The organism is Verrucomicrobiia bacterium, assembly GCA_035495615.1.
Lineage (GTDB): Bacteria > Omnitrophota > Omnitrophia > Omnitrophales > Aquincolibacteriaceae > DATJFP01.
The window spans coordinates 1-23888 of sequence record DATJFP010000097.1 but is presented as its reverse complement, the minus strand read 5'-3'; the positions used below and the strand labels follow the sequence as shown (position 1 = coordinate 23888).

General features: G+C 58.2%; 23 protein-coding genes. 4 read left to right on the top strand and 19 right to left on the bottom strand.

All coding sequences use genetic code 11. The features are described 5' to 3' along the window. Window positions 1-32: 32 nt before the first annotated feature. The 8 genes from VL688_12305 to VL688_12270 all read right to left on the bottom strand — a co-directional run bounded on the left by VL688_12305 (window position 33) and on the right by VL688_12270 (window position 11738). On the bottom strand, window positions 33-2528 hold the full coding sequence (locus tag VL688_12305; protein HTL48833.1) for a glycogen/starch/alpha-glucan phosphorylase: 2496 nt from the start codon (window positions 2526-2528) through the stop codon (window positions 33-35). Between the two features lie 108 nt (window positions 2529-2636). Beyond that, window positions 2637-4358, bottom strand: coding sequence for a hypothetical protein (locus tag VL688_12300; GenBank protein HTL48832.1), 1722 nt, complete (start codon window positions 4356-4358; stop codon window positions 2637-2639). After that, entirely contained in the window at window positions 4355-6058 is a 1704-nt protein-coding gene (locus tag VL688_12295; GenBank protein HTL48831.1) for a glycosyltransferase family 39 protein, read from the bottom strand. Before VL688_12295 ends, VL688_12300 begins: the two co-directional genes overlap by 4 nt. Window positions 6059-6064: 6 nt before the next feature. Continuing rightward, a complete protein-coding gene (locus VL688_12290) occupies window positions 6065-7801 on the bottom strand; it encodes a hypothetical protein (GenBank protein ID HTL48830.1) in 1737 nt (578 codons plus the stop codon). Next, complete coding sequence (locus tag VL688_12285; protein HTL48829.1) at window positions 7798-9495, bottom strand: hypothetical protein; 1698 nt, start codon at window positions 9493-9495, stop codon at window positions 7798-7800. Before VL688_12285 ends, VL688_12290 begins: the two co-directional genes overlap by 4 nt. Window positions 9496-9563: 68 nt before the next feature. Then, window positions 9564-9959, bottom strand: coding sequence for an HIT family protein (locus VL688_12280; GenBank protein ID HTL48828.1), 396 nt, complete (start codon window positions 9957-9959; stop codon window positions 9564-9566). Beyond that, window positions 9959-11107 (bottom strand): TRAM domain-containing protein, encoded by a 1149-nt coding sequence (locus tag VL688_12275; GenBank protein HTL48827.1) that lies wholly within the window; start codon window positions 11105-11107, stop codon window positions 9959-9961. The genes VL688_12280 and VL688_12275 overlap by 1 nt, the downstream gene beginning before the upstream one ends. Further along, a complete protein-coding gene (locus VL688_12270) occupies window positions 11094-11738 on the bottom strand; it encodes a hypothetical protein (protein ID HTL48826.1) in 645 nt (214 codons plus the stop codon). The genes VL688_12275 and VL688_12270 overlap by 14 nt, the downstream gene beginning before the upstream one ends. A 75-nt stretch (window positions 11739-11813) precedes the next feature. On the opposite strand from VL688_12270, the gene VL688_12265 reads away from it, so the two are divergent. Continuing rightward, window positions 11814-12596, top strand: coding sequence for a hypothetical protein (locus VL688_12265; GenBank protein ID HTL48825.1), 783 nt, complete (start codon window positions 11814-11816; stop codon window positions 12594-12596). A gap of 11 nt (window positions 12597-12607) precedes the next feature. Here the strand turns inward: VL688_12265 and VL688_12260 are convergent, their stop codons facing one another. Further along, on the bottom strand, window positions 12608-14047 hold the full coding sequence (locus VL688_12260; protein HTL48824.1) for a diguanylate cyclase: 1440 nt from the start codon (window positions 14045-14047) through the stop codon (window positions 12608-12610). A 173-nt stretch (window positions 14048-14220) separates the two neighbouring features. Continuing rightward, complete coding sequence (locus VL688_12255) at window positions 14221-14808, bottom strand: SPOR domain-containing protein (GenBank protein HTL48823.1); 588 nt, start codon at window positions 14806-14808, stop codon at window positions 14221-14223. A gap of 317 nt (window positions 14809-15125) precedes the next feature. Between VL688_12255 and VL688_12250 the strand changes: the two genes are divergently transcribed. Next, a complete protein-coding gene (locus VL688_12250) occupies window positions 15126-15437 on the top strand; it encodes a hypothetical protein (GenBank protein HTL48822.1) in 312 nt (103 codons plus the stop codon). Between the two features lie 7 nt (window positions 15438-15444). Here VL688_12250 and VL688_12245 read toward each other — a convergent pair whose 3' ends face one another. The 4 genes from VL688_12245 to VL688_12230 all read right to left on the bottom strand — a co-directional run bounded on the left by VL688_12245 (window position 15445) and on the right by VL688_12230 (window position 19134). Beyond that, window positions 15445-16197 (bottom strand): SIMPL domain-containing protein, encoded by a 753-nt coding sequence (locus VL688_12245; protein ID HTL48821.1) that lies wholly within the window; start codon window positions 16195-16197, stop codon window positions 15445-15447. Window positions 16198-16310: 113 nt separating this feature from the next. Next, window positions 16311-17672 (bottom strand): YhjD/YihY/BrkB family envelope integrity protein, encoded by a 1362-nt coding sequence (locus tag VL688_12240; GenBank protein HTL48820.1) that lies wholly within the window; start codon window positions 17670-17672, stop codon window positions 16311-16313. 35 nt (window positions 17673-17707) lie between these two features. Then, window positions 17708-18856, bottom strand: a complete 1149-nt coding sequence (locus tag VL688_12235) for a PQQ-dependent sugar dehydrogenase (GenBank protein ID HTL48819.1) — start codon at window positions 18854-18856, stop codon at window positions 17708-17710. Between the two features lie 2 nt (window positions 18857-18858). Next, a complete protein-coding gene (locus VL688_12230) occupies window positions 18859-19134 on the bottom strand; it encodes a DUF493 domain-containing protein (GenBank protein ID HTL48818.1) in 276 nt (91 codons plus the stop codon). Window positions 19135-19303: 169 nt separating this feature from the next. Between VL688_12230 and VL688_12225 the strand changes: the two genes are divergently transcribed. Next, window positions 19304-19738: a hypothetical protein gene (locus tag VL688_12225; GenBank protein HTL48817.1), complete on the top strand. Its 435-nt coding sequence runs from the start codon at window positions 19304-19306 to the stop codon at window positions 19736-19738. 1 nt (window position 19739) lies between these two features. Here VL688_12225 and VL688_12220 read toward each other — a convergent pair whose 3' ends face one another. Beyond that, window positions 19740-20120: a hypothetical protein gene (locus VL688_12220; protein ID HTL48816.1), complete on the bottom strand. Its 381-nt coding sequence runs from the start codon at window positions 20118-20120 to the stop codon at window positions 19740-19742. Window positions 20121-20208: 88 nt separating this feature from the next. Here VL688_12220 and VL688_12215 point away from each other — a divergent pair, with 88 nt between their 5' ends. Continuing rightward, on the top strand, window positions 20209-20577 hold the full coding sequence (locus tag VL688_12215; GenBank protein HTL48815.1) for a hypothetical protein: 369 nt from the start codon (window positions 20209-20211) through the stop codon (window positions 20575-20577). Here the strand turns inward: VL688_12215 and VL688_12210 are convergent. Genes VL688_12210 through msrA form a run of 4 tightly spaced genes read right to left on the bottom strand, consistent with a single transcriptional unit; the run spans window position 20544 to window position 23764 of the window. After that, window positions 20544-21536 carry a heparan-alpha-glucosaminide N-acetyltransferase domain-containing protein gene (locus tag VL688_12210; protein HTL48814.1) on the bottom strand — a complete coding sequence of 331 codons (993 nt, stop codon included), beginning with the start codon at window positions 21534-21536 and terminating at the stop codon, window positions 20544-20546. The two genes, VL688_12215 and VL688_12210, sit on opposite strands and share 34 nt — an antisense overlap. A gap of 2 nt (window positions 21537-21538) precedes the next feature. Then, window positions 21539-22048, bottom strand: a complete 510-nt coding sequence (locus VL688_12205; protein ID HTL48813.1) for a hypothetical protein — start codon at window positions 22046-22048, stop codon at window positions 21539-21541. A 22-nt stretch (window positions 22049-22070) separates the two neighbouring features. Further along, window positions 22071-23090: a PA0069 family radical SAM protein gene (locus VL688_12200; GenBank protein ID HTL48812.1), complete on the bottom strand. Its 1020-nt coding sequence runs from the start codon at window positions 23088-23090 to the stop codon at window positions 22071-22073. A gap of 56 nt (window positions 23091-23146) precedes the next feature. Further along, complete coding sequence (gene msrA / locus VL688_12195; protein HTL48811.1) at window positions 23147-23764, bottom strand: peptide-methionine (S)-S-oxide reductase MsrA; 618 nt, start codon at window positions 23762-23764, stop codon at window positions 23147-23149. Window positions 23765-23888 lie beyond the last annotated feature (124 nt).

Here is a 23888-nt window from a genome sequence, read left to right as displayed (position 1 = left end):
AGTTAGAGGGGCAGAAGAGGAGACGGGCGGAATTAAGGGATCACGTCCCAAATGTCGCGGGCATATTCCAGGATCGTCCTGTCGCTGGAAAATTTTCCGGAATTGGCGACGTTCACGATGGCCTTGCGGACCCAATCGTCGGGGTCTTTGAAGTTGCGCGAGATCGAGTCCTGCGTCTTGCAATAAGAATCGAAATCCGCGCAGACTAGAAACGAATCCCGGTTGAGGAGGCTGTTCACCAGCGGCTCGAAGATGCCGTACTCGACGGGCGAAAAGAAATTCGACTGGATCATCCGGATGATTTCTGACAGGACCGGCGACTGCTGGATATAGTCCCGCGGGTTGTAGCCGCCGCGCTGGAGATTCAGAACCTCGTCCGCCCTCAGCCCGAACGTGAAGATGTTCCCCTGACCTACGGCCTGCGCCATTTCGATGTTCGCCCCGTCCCAGGTGCCGACGGTCAGCGCGCCGTTCATCATGAATTTCATGCAGCCCGTGCCCGAGGCCTCCGTGCCCGCGGTCGAGATCTGTTCGGAGAGGTCGCTGGCCGGAAAAATCCGTTCCGCGAGCGAAACCCGGTAATTCTCCAGAAAAATCACCTTGAGCTGGTCTTTGACCGCGCTGTCGTAATTGATGACGTAGGCGATGCTCGTGATAAATTTGATGATGAGTTTCGCCATGGTGTATCCCGGCGCGGCCTTGCCGCTGAAAAGGAAAACACGGGGCTGCACGAAGGCTTTCGGGTTTTCCTTCAGCTTCAGGTATTCCGAAATGATGTAAAAAGCGAACAGCACCTGGCGCTTGTACTCGTGAATCCTCTTGACCTGGACGTCGAACATGGCCTGCGGGTCCACCTTCATGCCCGTATTGTGATAAATGTCGTCGGCGAGCTTGCGCTTGTTGTCTTCCTTGATCTGGCGCCAGCTCTTGCGGAACGACGCGTCCTTCTGGCAGGAGGAAAGTTTCTTCAGCTGATCCAGGTCCGTCACCCACTTGCCGCCGATCGTCTCTGTGATCAGATTCGACAGCCCGGGATTGGATTTCAGCAGCCAGCGCCGCGGCGTGATGCCGTTGGTCTTGTTGTTGAATTTAGCCGGGAAGAATTCGTAAAAATCCTTGAACAGGTGGTTCTTCAGGAGATTGGAGTGCAGCTCCGAAACGCCGTTCACGGAATGGCTGCCCACGATCGCCAGAAAGGCCATGCGGACCTGCTTGTTCGCCCCTTCCTCGATCAGCGACATCCGTCTCAGGCGTTCTGTGTCGCCCGGGTACTTGTTCGCGACCTGCCGCAGGAACCGGACGTTGATTTCGAAGATGATCTGCATGTGCCGCGGCAGGAGCTTCTCGAAAAGCGCGACCGACCAGCATTCGAGCGCTTCAGGCATGACCGTGTGGTTGGTGTAGGCAAACGTCCGCACCGTGATGTCCCACGCGTCTTCCCATTCCAGCTGTTCCTCGTCCACGAGGACGCGCATGAACTCCGCCACGGCAAGGGCGGGATGCGTGTCATTCAGCTGGATGGCCGCCTTCTCGGGCAGCTTCGCAAAATCGTCGTTGCCGGACTTGAAGCGGCGGATGATGTCGAAGATGGACGCGGCGGTGAAAAAATACTCCTGCTTCAGGCGCAGCTCGCGGCCCAGGGAATTCGCGTCGTTGGGGTAAAGCACCTTGGAGATGTTTTCCGAGAACATTTTATTGTAGACCGCGCGCTCGTAGTCGCCGGTGTTGAAATATTCCAGGTCGAACTCTTCGGAACCGCGGGCCGACCACAGCCGCAGCGTATTGACCACGTCGTTCTTGTAGCCTGGTACCGGGATGTCGTACGGCATGGCGACGACGTCCTGCGTGTTGCGCCACAGGACGCGCAGTTTGTCCTGGTGATCGTGATAGAAAAAGGTGTCGCCGTAAAATTTCACGAGAACGGAATATTCCGGGCGCGGGAATTCCCAGGGATTGCCGAGCTTCAGCCATTCGTCCGGCGATTCCACCTGATGGCCGCCCAGGATGCGCTGATTGAAAATGCCGTAGTCGTAGCGGATGCCGTAGCCGTGCGCGGGAATGCCGAGCGTGGCCATGGAATCCAGGAAGCAGGCGGCCAGGCGGCCCAGGCCTCCGTTGCCGAGGCCGGCGTCCGGTTCTTCGTCGATGAGCTTTTCCAGGTCCAGGCCCATTTCCCCCAGCGCCTTCTTGGCCTCATCCCACAAATTCAGGCTGATCATGTTGCTGCCCAGCAGGCGGCCGATCAGGAATTCCATGGAAAGATAGTAGACGCGTTTGGCGTTTTCGCTGTGATAGCCCTGCTGTGTGGCGATCCAGCGCTCGACGATGCGGTCGCGCACGGTGATGGCCAGAGCCATGAAGTCGTCGTGGGACGTGGTGGTGTAGCGGTCCTTGGCCAGGGCGTAATAGAGGCTCGACCAAAAAGAGGTCTTGAGCCCCTCTTTGGTCATGTCCTTATGGACCAATTGCCATGGGCCGTTGGTCTTTTTCTTCGGCATTCTCGCGGTCTCTCCGGTTTTTTTGGCCATGTCCTATCCGAGCCTGAATTATCGGCGAAAAACCCCCCTAGCTTAGCAGAGAAATGCCGGCTCTCCAAGGTTCCTTGCCTTTGATTAAAGCAAAAAGCAGGCCATCCCCTACAACACGACCCGGGAGAGGCGCATTTTGCTGGAGGCGGGGTACTGTTTCGCGTACTCCAGGATTTTTTGCAGGTGGAAGGCGGGATCCAGCCGGGTTTCGGGCGTGGGCTCATCCGTCGCGCAGACGATTTCCTGGATCACGAAAATATCGCTGAAGAGATGATGGCCGAATTCGCCCAGCAATTCGTCTTTGTTGGCGTTCGCGGAATAAAAATTCACGGCCCCGTATTCGCGCGCCGCGTAGATGCCGGTGCGGTAAGCGACGACGAGAAAATTTTTCTGTTTCTGCTTTTCGAAAAATTCCGTCATGAATTTGTATTCACGCGTGAGCAGGACGGCATTCCATCCCCTGTTTTCGATCGTGACCGGATGGTAGAGGCAAAAGAGCGAAAACGACGCCATCAAAAGATAAAAGGGCCGGCGTTTGAAAAGCGGCAGCCGTTCCAGAAGAAGCGCGGCAAAAACCGAGAGCGCGAGCACCGCGGGCACGAGAAGGCGGCTTCCGTCGTAGATCAGCGCGAACGGGCTGAAGTGCGCGTTGATGAGGACCCAGTAAGCCAGGAACAAAAAAGCCGCGATGGAAACCGCCTGCCTCTGCGGCTTTTCCGCGGGCCACCGGCGGGCCGCGAATCGGGTCGCGAAGAAAAGAAGGCCGGCCAGTCCCGCGAGATTGACGAGCGTGGCGTACGGCAGCACGAAATCGAAACGCGTGAGCGTCCCGAGAAAATCCAGAGTGTGCTGGAAAAGGTGCTCCAGCGAAAAGGGCTTCACGCCCGGAGGCACTTCGAGATCGGTCGGGATCATGAAACGCTGCCAGAAAACCGGGAGAAGGACGAGCGGTGTCAGCGGATAAACCGCCGAAGAACGGAAATAGCCGGCCTTGAGTCGTCCGGACCAGGCCAAAAGCCCGAGAACAAGCGCCGCATAGAGCGGGCCTTCATAGCGCGCATTGGCCAGCAGCAACAGGTGCAGCCAGAGCAGCAAAAAACTGTCCGGGCCGGGCCGGTCGAGAAAATATTTCACGGTGAGAAGCACCGCGAGAAAGACCAGCGGGGCCAGCATATCCATGCTGGCGGAAGTCGCGGTCTGCGTCACGACCGGCTGCGCCGCGGCCAGCAGCACGGCCGCATAGGCCGCGGCCCCGGACGCATGCTTCCTTAAATAGACGAAGACGAGAAAGAGCAGCGCCGCGAGCGAGAAAAAATTCACCACGAACGGGTTCCAGGCATGGAAGCCCAGGATCGTATGCGCCAGGTAGGTCACGAACGGAAAAAGGAATGGCCTTTTCTCCGGCTGGTACTCTTCGGCGTAAAAATTGTAATGAAACCATTTGCCCTGCGTGACGTTGGCGACGTGCTTGTCGTAGAGCATGGATTTGGAAACGGAGAGAAGGTTCGTCTCGTCGCTCAAGAGGCGGTATTGCGGCCGCGAAGAAATAAAAACAAGGGCCGCGAGCGCCAGGCAAAAAAGAAGGCCCGCCCCGTTTTCTTTCAGGAAGCGGCGCGCATCCGGCTTTGCCTCGCGCCAGGCCAGGACCAGGCCGTAGATCCACATGAAAAACAGCAGGCCCATGGCGTAATACGAATAGCGGTAAAACCACATCAGGAGCCGTCCGCGGTCGAGCGCGGTCCAGACGCCGATGGCAAGGGCCGCGCTGATCGCGGCGAGCGAGAAAAGACGGGGCGCTTTGGGCTGCTGTGCCGTCACTTGCGGGCTCATGGGTTCACCACGCGCGAGATGCGGATAAAGACACCCATCTTGTGATCGGACTCGAAAACGGGTTCCAGTTTGTAAGCCGGATCCAGCAGGGTTTCCTGCGCGACCGCGCCCGAGACGTCGACTTCCTGCACCACGAAGATCTCGCTGAAGAGATGCTTGCCGAACTGCGTGAGCAGCTCATCCCTGCGTTCGTTGGCATACGTGAATTTGACCGCGCCCCGGTCCAGCGCCGTGTAATGCCCGGGCACGTTCGTCACGACGAGATAATTGCGCGGCCACTGGTCCTTCAGGAAATCGCGCACCATGCGGTATTCCCGGCAAAGGACAAGGCCGTTCGAAAAATAATTACGCACGGACACCGGATGATACAGGCAGAACATACCCACGGAAAAAAGCAGCACGCCGGCGCGCCCTGTCTCGCCCGGAAAAAGCGCCAGGAGAAAGAGCAGGCAAAGAAGAGAAAGCACCAGGCAGCCGAACGTCATGAGGCGCGCGCCCGCGGGATCGGTGATGAAGCTGCTGTGATGGGCATAGACGACCACGGCGTAGGCCGCGGCGGCTGAAGACGCGATCAAGGCAAAGGGCCTTTGCGCGGGATCATGCGGCCATTTCCGGCGCGCAAGCGCCACTGCCAGCCACACGATTGCCGCGAAGCCGAGGATATTCACGACGTTCGCGACGGGCAGAAAGTAGTCGAACCGGAACTGGGACCGGATGAATTCCATGCTGTTCTCGATAAAGTTCGCCAGCGAGAACGCCTGTTTGCCGGCCGGGACTTCGAGGTCCGTCTTAAGGAACACCCGCTGCCAGAACGTCGGCAGCAGCATGAGCGGCGTCGCGGCAAAAACAAAAGAGCTGCCGAACCACTCGCGCCGGATTTTTTTCATGCACGCGAGAAGCGCAAAGACCAGGACCGCATACATCGGCCCTTCATAGCGCGCATTGGCGACGAGCATGAGACTCGCCCACAGCAACGCAAAAATCTCGGGGCCGGGACGGTCCAGGAAGACCTGGAGCGTGAGCAGCGACGCCGTGATCAGCATGACGAAAACCATGTCGATGCCGGCGGAAGTCGCGGTCTGCGTCAGGACCGGCTGCGCCGCGGCGAGCAGGACGCCGGCATAAGCGGCCGCATCCCCAAGATTTTTCCGCAGGCCCACGAACAGGCAGCAGAAAAGGACGAGTGTGCACGCGGCATTCACGACAAAGGGATTCGAGGGCCGGTAGCCGAGGAAAACGTGCGTCCAGTACTGCAGGTACGGAAACAGAAACGGCCTCTTTTCGTAAATAAATTCGTAGGGGCGCAAATTATAAAAGGTCCATTTGCCCTGGATGACATTGTGGACGCTTCTCTGGAACGTCATGGACCGCGAGACTGACAGGAGATTGGCCTCGTCGCTGAGCACGCGGAAGTAAGAATGCACAGAGACGAAGATGACCGCGGTCAGCGCGCCGCAGAACAAAAGCCCCGCGCCGTATTCGCGGAGAAAGCCGCGCATGTCCGGCCTCCGCGCGTCCCACCATTCCTTGAACACGACGGTCCAGCCGAGAACCAGCAGCGCCATGCAATAAAAGCTTCCGCCCAGGAAGCATTCGCGCATGAAATCCGGATTGTGAGTCGTGGCGGCGCCCAGGACAAGCGCGGGCAAAAGCCACAGCGCGGCGGCAAACCAGGTCACGGCTGGTTTTTTAGTTTCCATGTTTTCCTAACGGTTCACGACCCTGGAAATCCGCGTATAACCCAGAGGATCGGGCTGGCGCGCAGTGATGAAGACGGTTTCCAGCGCATAGCTGCCGTCCAGCCCGCCGTCTTCCAGGATCTGCCCCGTGGCATCGTCGATGTTCTGAATCACGAAAATATCGCTGTAGAGACGCTGCTTCAATTTCATCAAAAGATCTTCCTTGTGCTCGTTGGCCCATTCGAATTTGACGGCGCCGTAATCGTGCACGGTATACAGGCCCGGCCGCGACGCCACGATCAGGATGTTGCGGCCGTCCTGCCGCTGCAGAAATTCCAGCACCGTGCGGTATTCACGCGGCAGATCGAGGGCGTTGAGAAACCGATTTTCGATCGTGAGCGGATGATAAAGGCCGAAGCAGAAAAGGCCCAGCACCGCGGCGAGGAAAGGCTTGCGCTTGAAAGGCGCGAGCCGCACCAGAAACAGGACCGCGAGAACCGACAGGACCAGAAACGCGAAGGTCAGGACGCGGCCGCCGCCCGGGTCCGCAAGCAGCTCGCCAAAGTACGCGTTGGTCAGCACCCATTCGGCGGCGAGGACAGCCGCCGCGGCCGTCACAAGCGTGCGGGACGCCGGTGACGCGGGCCAGCGGCGCGACGCGTAGAGAAAAGCGAAGTACACGAGCGCGCAGGTCCCGAGAATGTTGACGGGCGTGGCATACGGCAGGAAGAATCCGAAATCGCCCAGACTTTGCACGTATTCCTTCTGGTGCCGCAGGAAATGCTCCACGGAAAAAGCTTTGACGCCAGGCGGCGTTTCCAGGCCCTGCGTCAGGATCCTCTGCCACAGCACGGGAAGGACGAGCAGCGGCGTGGCCGCGTAATAAGGCGCGTCCAGAAATTGGCGCGGTTTTATTTTGCCGAGAGCCAAAAGCGCGAGCACGAGGACAGCGGCGAGCATGGGGCCTTCGTAGCGCGTATGGATGAACAGCAGGAGCTGGAACCAGAAAAGCAGCAGCGTTTCCGGACCCGGGTTTTCCAGATAAAGCGCGAGCGCCGCGAAGGCCAGCACGAGAAAGAGAACAAAGAAAAGATCGAATCCTCCCGACGACGCGGATTGCGTGATCACCGGCTGCGCCGCGAAAAAGAGAACGCCGCCCAATGCGGCCCAAAATCCGGCGGCGCGCTTCAGGAAAATAAAAACCGCGCTGAAAAGCGTTCCCAGCACGAGGAAGTTCACGGCAAACGCGTTCCAGGGATGATACCCAAGGAGAAGATGCAGCAGATGAACGGCGAACGGAAAAAGAAAAGGCCTTTTCTCGTAGGTGTAATGCAGCGGCGAGAAATTGAAGTACTGGAAAAAACCTTCCAGTGTATTGGCCGTCGAGCGGTTGAAGAGCATGGATTTGGAAACGGACAAAAGGTTGGTTTCGTCGCTCAGCATGCGGAAATAAGGCGGCGCGGAAACAAAGACCGCGGCGGCCAGAAGGAATGAGAAGAGAATCCCGCCCGCGTTTTCTTTCAGGAATCCCCTCACCGCGGGGCCGTGCTTCCGGACCGATTCGCCCGCGATCACGGCCCACAGGGCAGCGAGCAGCCACACTATATAATAGGAAAGCCGCAGGAAGCACTGCAGCATGAAATCCCGGTTCGCAAAACCCGCGGCGGCAAGCCCGCCGGCAGCGATCAGAAAAAGAGCGGCCACGATTTTTCCGGCAGCCGGGCTTTCGGCCATCTGGGGGGCGGGACGCTGCTGTTTCTTCACGGCGCCACCACCTTGGAGATGCGCAGGAGAATGCCGGGCTCGCGCTGGGTTTCGTAAACCGGCTCGAGCGGATATCCGGGATCGAGCGCGGTATCGTGAATGGCCTGTCCCGTGGCGTAATCGATTTCCTGGATCACGAAGATATGATGGTAGAGCCCGTCTTTGAGCTCCTTCAGGAAAGCGGCGCGATTATTGTTGGCCGTGTCGAAATTCACGGCCCCGTAATTCTGCACCGGGTAAAGCTGCGGCATGTTGGAAACGACCATCATGCTTTGAGGGAACTGCTTCCCCAGAAAATCCATCACGATGCGGTATTCACGCGGCCGGTTAAGGGCGTTCTGGAATCGATTTTCGACGCTGAAGCGGTGGTAAAGAATGAACACGGAAAGCGACAGCGCGACAAGCAGCGCCGGCCTTTGCCGGAACACCGCCAGGCGGCCGAGCAGCAGGGCCGCGAGAAACGCGAGCACGATCGCCATCAGCGCCATGACGCGGCTTCCGTCTTCCAGGCGCAGGAACTCCCCGAAATGCGCGTTCATCACGGTCCAGTACGCGCCGAACATGGCCGCAGACACCACGACCGCGCTGCGCCGGGCCGGGGCTGCGGGCCAGCGCTTTTCGAAAAAGGCCGTGGTCAGAATAATTCCGGACACGACACCCAGGATGTTGACCGGCGTGGCGTACGGCAGCGCAAAGTCAAAGCGCCCCAGGCTCTTGAGGAAGTCCGCGTTGTGATGGAGGAAATGCGCGAACGAAAAAGGCTTCACGCCGGCCGGATTCTGCAGGTCCGTCTCAACATACAGGCGCTGCAGTAAAACCGGCAGCAGCATGAGCGGCGTCAGCGCGTAAACCAGAGAATCGTTCCACGAGCGGAATCTCAGCGCGCCCATCCAGAACAGCAGGACCGCAGCCACGGCGAGATAGAGCACGCCTTCGTAACGCGCGTGCGACAGCAGGATCAGATGCATCCACACCAGGCTTAATTTCGCGGGAGAGGGCTTGAGGAAATAGGCGTCGACGAGGGCCATGCCCGCGAAGACAAGGAACGCGGTGAAAAGATCGAACCCGGCGCAAGTCGCGGCCTGGATTACGACCGGCTGCGCCGCGATGAGCAGGACGCCCGCGACTCCCGCGGCACTCCCCGCGTTGCGCTTCAAAAGATGAAATGCCGTGAAAAAAAGGCCGGCCAGCGATAGGAAGTTGAGGACGAACGGATTCACCGTGCGGTAGCCGAACAGGACGTGAAGGAGATACGTCAGGAAAGGAAACAGGAACGGGCGTTTGGGCTCGTTGAAATCGCCTTCGCTGAGATTGTAAAAAAGCCATTTGCCCTGCGTGATGTTGGCGACGCTTCTTTCGGCCAGCATGGATTTGGACACAGAGAGCAGGCAGGTCTCGTCGTCCAGGATGCGGAAATACGGGCGCACGGAAATAAAAATAAAAGCCGCGGCCGTCAGGCAGAAGGCAAGGCCGGGACCGTATTCCCTGAGAAAGGCGCGCCAGTCCGGCGGGTGCGCGTCCGCGCATTCTTTCAGCGCCGAGGCCCAGGCCGCCACAACGAGCGCCAGGATATAAAAGGAAAGCCGGTTGAACGCCGCGTGCGCGAATGCCGGATGCAGCAGGCTTGCCGCGGCAAGGCAGACGCCCGCCCCGGCCGAGGCCAGCGCGATCGCGTGATAAAAGGTTCTGTTCAAGGAAGTCCCCTGGATGCTCATGATTTACTTCTAAAAAACGGCAAAAAGGGAACGGAAGTGAAGGAACTTCAGCCTTTCCAGTGGCGTCGGATTTTTTCCGCGACGGCGGCGAGGTCTTCCTGGGAAGCGGGCTGCGCTTTCGCGAAATTCAGGTCGCCGACGCCGTGGATGGGAACGAGGTGGATATGAGCGTGGGGCACTTCAAGCCCCGCGACCATCACGCCTATTTTTTTGCAGGAGATTTCCTTTTTAACCGCATGCGCCACCTTTTTGGCAAAGGCTACCAGCCCGCCGAGCGCGGCGTCGTCCATGTCGAAGATGTAATCCACTTCTTTCTTCGGAATGACGAGCGTGTGGCCGGCATGGATCGGCTTCAAATCGAGGAACGCCAGGTAATCGGCGCTTTCGGCAATCTTGTGGCAGGGAATTTCCCCGTTGATGATCTTCGTGAAAATCGTAGGCATTAAGACTCCTTTCGGCGGCGGAAAAAAGCCGCGACTTCGATGTGCTTGGTCCTCGGAAACATGTCGAACGGAACGACTTCTTTCAATTCATAAGCGGGATTAGCCTGGAACTTCTTCAAGTCCCTGAGAAGCGTGCCCATGTGGCAGGACAGGTAAACGAGCGCCTCGCCGTCGAAGTCGTGCGCAAAAAAATCCGCGGCTTCCGGCGCCAGCCCCTGGCGCGGCGGGTCGAGAAAGACAAAAGTCTTCCCCTTCGCTTCTTTTTCCCAGAGCTCATGCAAAAACGACTCGACCCGGCCCTCGGCCAAAACGACGGAAGCGGGGCGCCCCTCCAGATTTTTCTCGAGCGCCTGAAGACTATAAGGATTTTCTTCCGCGCACACAAGGGACTTCACGCCCGGCGCGGCCATCAGGGCAAAAAGGCCGGAACCCGCGTAAAGATCCATGAAAGTATCGGGGCCCGCTTCGTCCACCCACGCGCGGGCCTGCGTGAGGAGCTGCTCCGTGACGGCCAGGTTATTTTGGAAAAAGCTCCGCGAATGCGTCCAGAAAGATTCGCCCAAAAGGCTCACTTGGAAAAGGCGGTCGTCGGCGCTGGAGAGAATTTCCCCGGCGCCGGAAAGGCGGAAGCTGAGATTCTTTTCCCCTTGGGGAATGCTGCGGGAAAACACCGGCGCAAGGGCGGGATCCGCGATCAGGCACTCGGCGACGGGAACCACACTCTCATTATCGCGGCCGAAAAAACCGGGAACGCCGCCGCGGGCCGCATGGAGCGTGACGCTGTTCCGGTAGCCGTAAGGTTTCGCGGCATGGCGGATGGCCTTGACCCGCCCGGGATCGGTTTTGAGCTCGCGGGCAAAATAGTCGCGGACCTGATTTTCCTTCCAGCGCAGTTCTTCTTCATAAGCGAGATGCTGGTACTGGCAGCCGCCGCAGGACGCGACATACGGACACTCGGGCGCCCGGCGCGCGGGCGACGGTTCGAGAATCGAGACAAGCCGTCCGCGGGAAAAATTCTTTTTATCCTGGAAGATTTCGACCGCGACTTTTTCGCCGGGAAGCGCGCCTTCCACGAAGCAGACCTTGCCTTCGAGAAAGCCCATGCCGTCGCCGCCGTAGACGAGTTTCTCGATCTTAAGTTCCGGCACGAGAGTCCCCTGCCGGCGCGGCCTCCGAGGCGGATCGCGCGCCGCGGAAAAAGAGATAAAAAGCGGCCATCTGGATGAGATGATAGAGGACGTTGTAATTCAGCAGCTCACCCATCCCGATTTTGGATTGTTGAAGATAAGCCGCCGCGAATGAAATCAAGATGCCGCCCGCGATCATTCCCGTGCCGCGGCCGCGCGCGGCTCCGGCAACGGCAAGCGTCAGCAGCATGGCCGATGCATAATCCAGGACGGCCCATTTGAAGACTGGGTCGTTTCCCACCTTCATTGCAAAAAAGACGGTTTTCAGGACGGCCAGCCCGAGCAAAAAAAATCTCCACGGGCCGCGCGTCCAGGAAAAAGCGGCGGCCGCCACGAGGCAAAAGCTCGCGAACAAGATGCTGGACAGCGTAAGCTTCCACAAAAGATCCGGTGAGGCGCCGCTCCGGGCCGCGAGGGCGTGGTGGGTGCCTCCGGTCACCGCGGCAAGCCCGGAAGCCGCGAACAGAAGCGCCCAAAAAAGGCGGGCGCGGAAACCGTCCTGGAAACTCCAGCGCAGCCTGGCCGCCCAGAAAAAGCACAGCGCGGCCAGGAGATAATCGGTGGCGGCGGTCATGGTTTCGGCAAACGGCATGCGTCCCCCAAAAGCGGATGAGGAAAAATTTCATGGAATCGCGAACCCGGTATACAATAGGAAATCGCAATTCCAATGTCAAAAACTAACGTTCGCGTCATTCAAGAAAGCCGTCCCTACCCGCACGAACTCTATCTTCCCGCGGGCGAAGGTCCTTTTCCTCTTGTCTGCATCACCCCGATGCTGGGCCGCCTCGCGTTCCTGGAAGATCTTTTCTTCGAACGCTTTTTCGCGCGCTATTTTGCCGCGAACGGTCTCGCCACGGCCATCATGGACCGGAATATCTTTTCCTTCGATCACTCGCTCGGGCTCGAACAGCTGCACGATTATCTTTCTGCCACGCTCTCGAGAAACCAGGCGCTCCTCGACCATTTGCTGGGACGCGGCGACATCGATCCGGAAAAAACCGGCAGCTTCGGCATGAGCTTTGGCGCCGTGGCCAATTTCCTGTGGGCCTCGCGGGACAAACGCCTGAGCTCCCATGTTTTTGTGCTGCCGGGCGGCAATATTCCGGAAATTTTCGTGGCCTCAGAGGACCCGTTGATGAGGAGTTATCTGCGGGCGGCGCTGGCCAGGACGGGTTATTCGAAGACCCAGCTCTGCCAGGCCCTGCGGGAAGTCTTTACACTCGACCCGATGGAGGTTTGCGGAGAGATCGATCCGGCTTCCATCCTGATGGTCCTGGCACGTTTCGACCGGGTCATTCCCTACCGCTACGGCAAGCAGCTGCGGGAAAAACTCGGCAGGCCCGAAACTATCCTTCTTCCGCTCGGCCATTACACGTCGATCCTGACGATCCCGTGGCTGAAAAAGACGGGTCTGAACTTCTTTAAAAAAAAGTGGGGACTGAAGCATTGACCGCTGGGGCGTTACGCGGCCGGTGAGTCGCGGTCCAAACCTTTGTTGATGCGCTTCATCTTGTACATCTCGTCGTCGGCGCGTTCCAGGAGTTTTTCCAGTGAGCACGGATTTTCCGGATCGTAAGTCGAAATACCCGTACTGATCGCCAGCTTAAATGGAAGTCCGGTCTGCTCGTTGAATTCGCGGATATTTTTCTGCAGGCGGTCGCTCATGACGACAGCCGTTTCCTCGTTCGTCTCGACGGCCAGCACCGCGAACTCGTCGCCGCCGAGCCGCGCGATCACGTCGGCCTTGCGGAACGTGTTGTTCAGGATCGCAGCCGTTTCGATCAGCGCCTGGTCGCCCATCTTGTGGCCGAGCTGGTCGTTGATCTCCTTCATGCCGTCCAGGTCCGCGAACAGGATGGAGATCGGCCGCTTCTTGCGGTCGGAAACCCTGATCTGCTGCTCGGCGTGCGTGATGAAGCCGCGGCGGTTGTAAAGCTGCGTCAATTCGTCGGTGAGCGAGAGGTTTTTGACCTTCTCGAGTGTTTCCGCGAGTTTGCGTTCCATCTCCTTGCGGTCGGTGATGTCGAACAGCACGCCGTCCAGCCATTGCAGCTTGTTCTCCCTGCCGAAATAGCCCTGGCCTTTTTCGTAGACCCAGCGGATCGTCCCGTCCTTGTGCTTGATGCGGTATTCGACGATGAACGGCTGGCGGTTTTCCATGCCGGTCTTGATCGAACGCTTCACGTGGTCGCGGTCCTCGGGATGGATGATTTCGAAATAAGGCATCGTCCTGTTCTCGATGAAGTCCCACGAAGAATAACCCGCGATCTTTTCGACGTAATCGCTCATGTGGATCATGGTCCACTTTTCTTCGTTGGGGATGCAGCGGTACACGGCGCAAGGGATGTTGGAAATGAGCGTGCGGAATTTTTCTTCGCTGCGTTCCAGCTGGCTTTCCACGCGCTTGCGGGCGCTGACGTCGATGCCGACGAGGATGATTTCCTTGAGCTTTCCCGTTTCGTCGTAGCGGTTGATGGAGTGGTGCGCGAGCGTGCGTTTCTGCGCGCCCTTGGTCGTGATCGTGAGTTCGTAGTCGCGCACGTCGCCCTTATCCAGCGCGCGCAGCAGCTTGCCGATCTGGGCGAAATCGTCGCCCTGAAAAAACAGCCGCCACCAGTTTTTGCCGAGCATTTCGTCGGCGCGGTAACCGGTGAAAGTCTCACAGAACGGATTGATGAAGCGCGTCGTGCCGTCAGGCGCGAGCACGCAAAGGACGGCGGGCGTCGCGAACACGACCCAGGCCGCATATTCGCGGATGCCTTTCAGAGACTCGTCTTCCTTGGCTTTTTCCGCGGTTTTCAGGTCGCGCTTGCTGAGCTCGAACTTGAGGTTGTTGATCTGATTGCGGAGAGTGACGATCTCTTTGCGCAGTGAATCGGAGGAAATTTCTTCGTCTGCCATTATTTCCCCTTGGGATTGGTGAAGGCCCGCCGGTTTTCTCGGGTTATGAACCCGGACTCTCTGCTCATTGGCAAAGGCGTTTATATTAATTTATTTAAAGAAAGCGTCCTTTAGAAGGATACCTGACGGAATTCGAAATGGGTAGGGGGCCGGAAGAGAATTGCGGGAAAAAATTACCGGTGGATTTGGCGCACGTAAGCGCCCTGGTAGACGTCGAGAACGCCCTGATTTTGCAGCTTGAGCATTTCTTCGTGAGCCTGCGGCTTTTCCGCGAAGTGATTGATGCAGACCTGGTAATAAGACCCGCTGGGGATGATAAAAGCGCCGCAGCCTTTGCCTTTCAAGGCTTCCACTTCCTGCATGGCGCGCGCCTCACTCATGTACGTGACCAGCTGGATCGTATAGGGATTTTCGGCGGGTTCGACCGCAATGGGCTCAGACCTGCGTTCGGGTTCCGCAGTCTCGACCTGGGGCTTGGGCGCTTCGGTTTTCATCTCGACTTTCACGGCAGGCGCGGCTTTGGGCGTTTTCGGCGCCAGCAGCGCGATCGTTTCCTCGATATTGCGCGCCTGGATCTTGATGAAATACTGCGTAGGCAGAGTCGCCTTCAGGTAACCGTGCTGGATCTTGCCGAGCGGCTGGTGCGAAACCACGGGAACGATGGGAAGCCGGAGAAGCGCGCAATTTTCGATGGTGCCGATCCCGATGCGGATCCAGAGCGCGCACGCGGCGAAGAGGGAGCAAATTTGGAGACACGTCACAAACGCTTGTCCCACTTGGCTGCCGCGCCGTCTCTCGACTGTTGTTTCTTCCACCGGGTGCTCCCTGACTGCGGATATTGATGCTTTCGTTACTATTGTTACTATAATCGGAAGGCGCGCTTGCGACAAGGCAAAAAAATATTTTTTTGAAATTTTTTTCTTTCCGCTTCCTCATCATTGACGCGAACTTGCTGAGGCCGGAAGGACGGCCTTGCCGGACAATTTAAAGTTCGAAAAAAAGACTTTAAGAGGATTAAGTTTTGCCTGCCCGGGGGCGATACTTACAGCATCGGGTCATCCTTGGAAAGGGGGATTTTATGGAAATAAGCCGTATGCTTTTGAAGAAAAAGATGTCGTCCCTGCGGAAGGATTTTGAGGACCTGTACGCCCAGATTAAGCTCAGTGATTACGAAGAGTCCCAGGAACTCAAAATCGTCGTCCACGTAAAGCTTCAGGAAGCTGAAATGCTGGACCTGACGCTGGAACATGTCGAAAACGTGGCCGGGACGCTCAAAAAAATCACCTACGAAGAGAACATCAGGCAGCTTAAGCACGACTACCACTCGGCCGAACGGAAGTGGAAGCACATCAAGTCGCTCCATGACCGCCATGAAGCCGTGGCGGCTTGATCCCAGGCTAACTCGCGATCGCAAAGCTGACGTTCACGACGGCTGTCACCTTCTTCTCCAAAGAAGAAGTGTCGTTGGTCCCCCAGTCTGAAATCTCGTAAGAAGTCACGGGCGTGATCTGAAAAACGCCCATTTTGGCCGACCTCATGAACCCAATCTTGTTCCCCGTGGCCTGAGCCATGTTCTCCGCCCGCTCCCTGGCGTTTTCCGTTGCCCGGGCCAGCATTTCCAGCTTCAGTCCGGCCAGTCCCGTATAAAAGTATTCCGGCTGCAGCGACGTGAACTGGATTCCCTTGTCGATCAGTTCCGTGGAAATCCGGGAAAGCTCGGCGATTTTGCCCACGCCGCGGCTTCTCACGGCCAAGGACTGAAGGATCTGGTAGCCCTCGATGTCGTTGGTGTCGTTCCCCTTCTCGTTTTTCCGGTAAATCGTGGACGTGGACGCCTGCTCCACGGTGATTTCCTCGGGCTTCACGCCTTTCGAAAGCAGGTACTCCTGAACCTCTTTCAAATCGCCGCGGACAAGCGCAAAGGCCTGGGTCATGGCCGGGTCCCTTCTCCAGAACTCGCAGCGCCACACCGCGTCGTCGGAAACGATCTGGGTCTCGGCCGAGCCGGTCACGGTAATGACTTCCTGGCTGAATTTCTTGATCTGGACCAGCGTTCGCGACAGGATCACGGTGGAAAGCACCGAGGCCGCGAAGAGGCAGAGTCCGAGGATGATGATTTGGGAGTGATTGAGGGTGTTTTTCGTTTCCATGGCCGGCTCCTGAGTCGAAACACGATTTTAAAGGGGCAAAGATATCGGCACAGGACGGACCGGGGCTTAACAAAATTCGAAATAAATTTCGATTTTTTTTGCGGGATGGAATTTCAGGCGCGGACGGGCGGGGTCAGCGGCACGTTTCCCGTGTCGTCGAGGTCTTTGAGAAGGATATTGCGGGGCGATTTCTGGATCGTTTCGGAAAACGAGCCCAGGATGGCTTTCAGCTGGCCGAGATCCCCGTGCTTTTCCATCGGGAAATTATAATCGCCGCGGTTGTCCAGCGCTTCGAGGACCGAACTCACCGACATCTGGCCGATGTCCCGGGCGGGTTGATACGCATTGACCGTTCCGTGTTCGTCGGCCAGCTCGACCAGGATGCCGGCGCCCGCGAGCTGCGACAGAAGCGGCCTCAAAAGCCGGACAGGAATGTCGAGTTTTTCCCAGAGCTCGTTGAATCCCACGGGCCCCCTTCCCGCCTGGAACCCCTTCACGCAGTAAGCCGTGACCCACAAGGACAGCAGCCTTCGCAGCGCCGGACTGGCCCGGTCCGCGTCTTCGCTGAATTCGTAGGCTTCTTCGTACTGATGGGAAAACGAGATCTCGGCCCCGAACAGGATGATGATCCAGCTCATCTGCAGCCACAGCAGGAAAAGGGGCAGCGCGGCAAAGCTGCCGTAGATCGCGCCCAGCTTGGCCACTTCGATCTGGAAATAGATATAGATCTTCTGCACGACCTGGTAGGTGATGCCGCCGACCATCCCGCCCAGCAGCCCGGAGGAAAATGGGATGCGCGTGTTGGGCATGAAGATATACAGATATGTCAGGAGCCCGCAATGCACGAGGTACGGCAGAAATTGCAGCGTCCCCAGGACGACAGGCCCGATCCGGCCCAGGAAGGACAATTCGCGCGTCAGCTCGGAAAGCTGGCTCACCACGTAAATCGTGAGGCTGCTCGCCAGGATCAGAAAAATCGGGTAGATCAGCATGAAGGACAGGTAATCCGAGAACTTGCGGCCCCAGCTCCGGCCTTTCTGCACCCTCCAGATGTGATTGAACGCGTCCTCGACGTTGGTCAGCACCTTCATCACGGTCCAAAAGAGAAGGATGACGCCGATGCCCGCGATGACGCCGCCCTGGGTGTTCTGCAGCATCACCTGCGAAAACTGGATGATGCGGTTCATGGCTTCTTCCTGGCCTTTCATCTCCTCCAGGAGCCGGGTCTGCAGGACTTGTTCGAGTCCGAACCCCTTGGCGATGCCGAAAGCCATGGCAAACAGAGGCACGATGGACAGGAAAGAATAAAACGTCAGCGCGGAAGCCCGGAGCGAGCATTGGTCGCCGTTGAATTCCTTGAAGGACAGCATGAGGATGCGCAGGGTGCGGACGACCAAAGACCGCCGGCGCGGCAGCGTGCGTGCGCGCACTCGCCAGAGGTCATGGTTCAGGTAGTTCAGTAGTCTTGCGATCATGGGAGGTATTATAGCGCCGGTCTCGTTTTGAACAATCAGGCTTTTCCCGCGGCTTCAAGCCGGTAGATCTGCCCGTCAAAGGCGCAGAAATACAGTTCTTTCTTCTCGTCCACCCCGAACGAGGCCGTATGAAAAGAAGTCTGCATCAGCTCTTCGGGCTCAAAGCCGCCGTCCGGCTTTTCCCGGAGCGCCCAGACGCGGTTGCTGAGAAAATCCGCGTACACATAGCGGCCTTTGAGATAAGGAACAGCCTCACCTTCGTAAACGTGGCCTCCGGTCACGCACTGGCCCTTGTCCCGTCCATATTCCGCCACCGGAAGTTCCAAGCCTTCGCGCGGGCACCCTTCGTCCGGGGAAAAACAAAGGCTTCCCTCCATCACATTCCAGCCGTAATTTTTTCCTTTCTCGATCCGGTCGATTTCCTCGATCCGGTCCTGTCCCACGTCCCCCGCCCATAACCGCCCCTGGGAATCAAAGCTGAACCGCCAGGGATTGCGAAGCCCGTACGCGAAGATTTCTTCGCGCAGGCCTTCATGATTGCCGGCGTAAGGATTGTCCCCAGGGATGGCGTATGCCAGCCCCTTTTCCTCTCGGTTCACGTCGATCCGCAGGATCTTGCCCAGCAGCGTGCCCCGGCTTTGGCCGTTGCCGTGCGGGTCGCCGCCGGAACCGCCGTCCCCGGCGGCAATGTACAGGAAACCGTCCGGCCCGAAGGCGATCTGCCCGCCGTTGTGATTGGCGTACGGCTGGAGAAACTCGAGAACGACTTTTTCACTCGCGGGGTCGGCCTTCTGAGGGTCCTGCGCACTGACGCTGTAGCGCGCGATCACGGTCCTGAGAGGATCGGGCGCGGTGTAATTCACGTAAAAAAAACCGTTGGTCTTGAAATCCGGATGAAAGGCCAGACCCAGCAAGCCTTCTTCGCTGTGCTCCTGCGCGATGCGTTCGTGAATATCCAGGAAAACCGCGCTTTCCCGGACCTCGGGATCATTGGCAAAGACCCGGATCGTCCCGTTCTGTTCGACGACGAAGAGGCGTCCGGAGCCGTCGCCGGGCGCTTGAAGGTCCACGGGCTGCTCAAAAGAAAGATGCGGGAAGGCGGGAACGGCCGTCACCTTTTCCTCCGCATGCGCCGCGGGAGTAAGGAGCAGCATCGCAAGAACCGCGATCCGGAATTTTTCCATGGCTAGAGGACCATCTTGACGTTGGGATTTTGGCGGAGGCTCGAGTCGATGCGGTTCATGGCTTCGCGCGACTCGATCTCGACGTCGAAATTAAAAGTGCGGTAGGCGCCTTTGGCCGAGGCCTGGCCTTCCTGCAGCGGCGACTGTATGTCCAGGCCCCGGAGAACGGCTTCCAGGCTTTCGCGGATGCCGGGCACGTTCTGGGCCACGATACGGAAATGGCAGTTCAGAGGGAATTGCAGTTCATGGCCTTCAAAAGGATTTTTGTCCGTTTCCATGGCATCAGCATACCGCCTCGGCTCCGGGCGATAAAGCTTTTTTCGCTCAGGGAAAACGAGTCTCATTCTTTACGCAAACCTTACATCGTTCTCATGGGAATCCTTATTCAACATGAGACCTTTATGCGGTAAAAAGCTTGCGGGCATGAACCATTAGAGAAGGATCCCTATGAAGAAATTGTCCTTTGTCTTGCTTGTGGGATTTTTTCCGCTGGCCTCTACCGCCGGGGCGGCCGAACCTTTGCTCACCTCAGCACCTGTCTTTGACAGCGCCCCTGCCGCGCTGCAGCACTTTCAAAGCCGTCCTCCGTCCGAGCTGTCGAAACTGATCTACCTCATCGATCTTCTCGAAAAAACCCCGGTCGAGATCGTTTACGACGGCCGCTACTACAAAGCCGGCCTCGTTTCCCCGTTCATCCGGTTCCACCTCTCCCGGAATTACAAAAAGGAAACCGCGGAAGCCTGGATTTCCAAGTGGTGCTACCGCTCGGCTCACGGGGAAAAGGTCTATGTCAAATTGCCGGATGGGGAACTGCGCCCGGCCAGAGACATCCTGATGGGCGAGCTGGAACGGCTGGACTCGCTATGCGGGAGCGGAAGCTGAATCAGCGGGGCGCGGCGAGCTCGAGCTTTCTGTGCGAGAAGAGGCCGTCTTCGGGCCGGAAGCTGAAAAGCGGCTTTCCCGCAGGCATGAGAATCTTTCCTTCCCCCAGGGCCCGGCAGATTTCCACGGGGCCGATCTGTTTCATCCGCTCGATGTCGGAAACCGGATAATTCACGAGCTGTTCCCGGACTTTCATCTCGACCCGGCCGTCGCGCTCGGCCACGAATTCACCCAGGGCTTGCGTCCCGTTGCGGAAGTCGATCCTGCGGTAATCTTTCTCCAAATAAATCCGGAAATAATCCGGGGCTACTTCCGGATGCACCCGGACGCCGGCCACCCAGGCGGCAAAGACGGCGATCGCGATCAGAAACAAAGTTTTCATAAAAAGCCTCCTTTTCTTCTCATCGGCCCATCCGTACTTTTTTTTAAACGCCGTTTTTGTTACCATGTTGCCCATGAAAACGGCGGGCATGAAACTTTGGGCTTTTCTCGGACTCCTCGCGCTGCTTCCGGGCTGCGGCTGGCGGTCGTGGCAGGCCAGCTATCACATGGTGCGCGCGGAACACGCCGCGGCCAAGGCGTATGAGCTGCGCGTCAAAAAAGATTCCCACGACGCCCGTCTCGCGCTTTACAAAAAGGCCTGCGACGACAGCGTTGCCGCCTACCAGCTTTCCCCAAGCGTTTTCACGCTGACCCGCATCGAGATGGCCCAGGACGCCTGTTTCCGCGTCGAGAACCACGACGCCCGCGAAATGTTCCTGGAGTTCATGACCCGCTACGAGGCGGAGCATCCCACCGAAGTCACCTACGGCGACGCCTTTCCCCAGCTCGAGGCCTGAACCTTCGCCTTGAGCACGGCGGCAATCGCGAGAAGCCCCATCATCCCCGCATAGAGTCCCAGAAAAACCGGCAGCGGCTCCCGGCCGAAAAACGGCACCAGCGCGTATTCGATGACGACCAGGTGCAGGACGTACACGAAAAAAGAATTTTTCCCGAACAGGGCCAGCGGCTCGCAGGGCGCAAGGCCTTCGATCTTTTTGATCAGGCGGTAAAGCAGCAAAAGTCCGCCCGCCGACAGCAGGCAAAAGCCCAGCGTGGGAGGATAAAAGAGTTCGCTGTAGCCTTCGCGCGTGAGCGCGGGAGACGGATAAAAATAAACCGCGGCCGCGCCGGCCGCAAGACTCAGCCGGATGAGATGAGGCACGGCTCTCGAGAAGCTCCGCGTCGACTCACACCATTCCCCCATTTGAAATCCCAGCAGCGCGAAACCCATCCACGGGAAAACCGGGAACCAGCCGTCGGCAAGCCCGCTTTTGAGCACCGCGCGCGCGGGCGGAAAGGCCGCCCCCTTTCCCAGAAGCACTTCCAATGCCTCCGGCGAATAGCCCCAGAACTTACGGAGCGCGGTCCCCGCGAAAAAAATCCCCACAATCAGGGCCCCCCGCCATGACGGCTTCAACTTTCCCGCGAGAAAAACAAGCGGCAGCGAAAGGCCGATCAGGTAGAGGACGTCATAACTCGTGAAAGGCAGGATCTTCCATATCGCGAGGTCGATCAGGGCGCCGGCTGCGATCAGCTCGAGTCCCCTGCGGAGATAATGGGAAAGAGAATACCGGGACGCCGTGATTTGCACGCTCATGCCCGCAAGAAAAACAAAAAGGGGCGCGGCCAGAGTGCCCAGCAGCCGGAGGCCGGACGGATGAGGCTCATTGAGAAGCGGCCCGGCCATGTTCGCCTCCACCATGACGGCCATCGCGATACCGCGGAGGATGTCGACGGTTTTGTCCCGGGAAGGCATGGTCAGATGTGGAATTCCGAATGCATGAGGCCGATGAGCCGCTCCATGCCCATGCTTCCGAAAGCAATCAGGATCAGGCCGAACAAGAAAAACCGGGAGACGTTCATCCAAAACCGTTTCGGGGTCTCGGCCATTAAAATCGGCTGGTAATGCCTCCCGAAGGAAACACCCGCCCAAACCTGCCAGACCGCATACGCCAGCGCCGCGATTCCGAACACCATCAGCAGCACGTCCGCGTGCGCCATGAGGCCGCTCATGCCGCGCGCCCAGGCCTGCGGCCCGCCCGGATGCAGCAGCGGGCTCATGCCGAAAAAGCCGATGAGCGCGTATTTGATGACTTCGTACCAGAACGCGAAGGGATGCTCCCATCGGCTGATTTTTTTACCGCCGGAATAGCGCCCGCCCATGCGCACCGTGCCCTGCCGCACCGCGTAAAAAGCATAGGCGAGAAAAAGGAAGCCGATCATCGGCAGGAGCACGCCGATCCAGATTCTCATGTGCACGGTGTTCATGATGCCGGATTATGAAGGCCGCTCAGGCGAAAGTAAATTCTTTTTGGCTGCCGGGCCGCTGGAACGGCGGACGCGGAGATTCCGGCGCGTCGCGGTTGAGGCCGAGCCTCGCGCAGGTCGTGTCGAACATCTTGCGGATATTGTCCCAGTAATCGCCCTTGCCGCGGAATCTCTCGCCGAACTCGGAGCGGTAAAGCTCTCCGCCGCGCGTCTCGCGCAGCCGCCCGATGATTTTGTCCGCAGCCAGCGGAAAATGCGTCTTCATCTGCTGGATGAAAACCTCTTTCACGTGGCCGGGAAGGCGCAGGAGGACCATGGCCGCGCTTTGCGCGCCGCATTCTTTCGCGCGCTTCAGGATTTGGGGAATATCCGAATCGCTGAGCCCGGGAATGACGGGCGCGATATTCACGCTGACCTCGATCCCCGCGTCGGCCAGCAGTTTCACGGCCTCGAAGCGCTTGGACACCGAGGCTGCGCCCGGCTCCACGATGCGCGCGGTCTTTTCGGAAAAAAACGGGATACTGACCGTGACCGAAACGTGCGTGCGCTCGTGCAGGTTTTTCAAAAGCTCGAGGTCGCGCGTGACCAAAAAAGATTTGGTGATGATGGCCGCGGGATTTCCGAATTCCAGGCAGACTTCCAGGCAGGCGCGCGTCAGGCGGTAATGCGCTTCCAGCGGCTGGTAGCAGTCCGTATCGCCGGAAAAAACGATAAGCTCGCCTTTCCAGGAGCGTTTCATGAAAGTCTCGCGCAAAAGTTCCGCGGCGCGCGGCTTCGCCACGATTTTAGTCTCGAAGTCCGTGCCCGCGCCGAAGCCCAGGTACTCGTGCGTGGGCCGGGCGTAACAATACGCGCACGCGTGCATGCAGCCGCGGTAGGGATTCAGGCTCCATTTGAAGCCCAGATCCGGGGAATCGTTCTTGGACAGGATGTTCCGCGTCCTGTCGAAAAAGACCTCGAGCTTCGCGGGCGGAGTCATCCCGTCGAGGTACTGGCAGTCGTCGGAGAGAAAGGGATTCGGGGGATTCTGAACCGGCTTCATCGTCGCTCCCGGAAAAAAATTTGGGGGAAAATCATTATAACAACCGGCGGGAAAATTTACTCGGACTTCTTTTCTTTTCCCCAAACGGATTTGAGGTAACTGTCGCGCCCGGAGCCCATACGGTAGAAGTGGTATTGGATGTCGTTCTTCTTGTAATAATCCTGGTGATGTTCTTCTGCCGGATAAAAGTCCGCGGCCGGGATGATTTCCGTGACAATGGGCTTGCCGCCGTAGACGTTGGATTTCTCCAGGGCCGCCTTGGATTCCTCGGCCAGTTTCTTCTGTCCCTCGTCGCGATAAAAAATGATGGTCCGGTACTGCGTGCCTTCGTCCACGAATTGTTTGTTCAAGGTCGTGGGATCGATCTCATGCCAGTATGCGTCCAGGAGCTTCTCGTAGGACACCTTCGACGGATCGTAGACGACGCGCACGGTTTCCGCGTGGCCGGTGAGTCCCTTGGAAACCTGTTCGTAGGTCGGATTGACCACGCTGCCGCCTTCATAGCCCGGCGTCGTGGAAATCACGCCCGGGATTTTGTCGAAGAGCGGCTCGAGGCACCAGAAACATCCGCCTGCGAAATCCGCCTGCCGCGTCTCGGGGGCCGCTTCCTCGCTGAAAGCCGGCGCCGCCGCCATCAAAACCGCCGCCATCAAAAAAGAAATGATTTTTTTCATGTCAGTATCCTGTCTTTACGCGGTAATCCAGTACCGTTTCCCCGTTCTTGGGCACTTTAACGCGGAATTGGATGAGGTTCGCGTTTAGTTTCTCATGCGGCTGGCTTTCTTCGATCACCTGCCA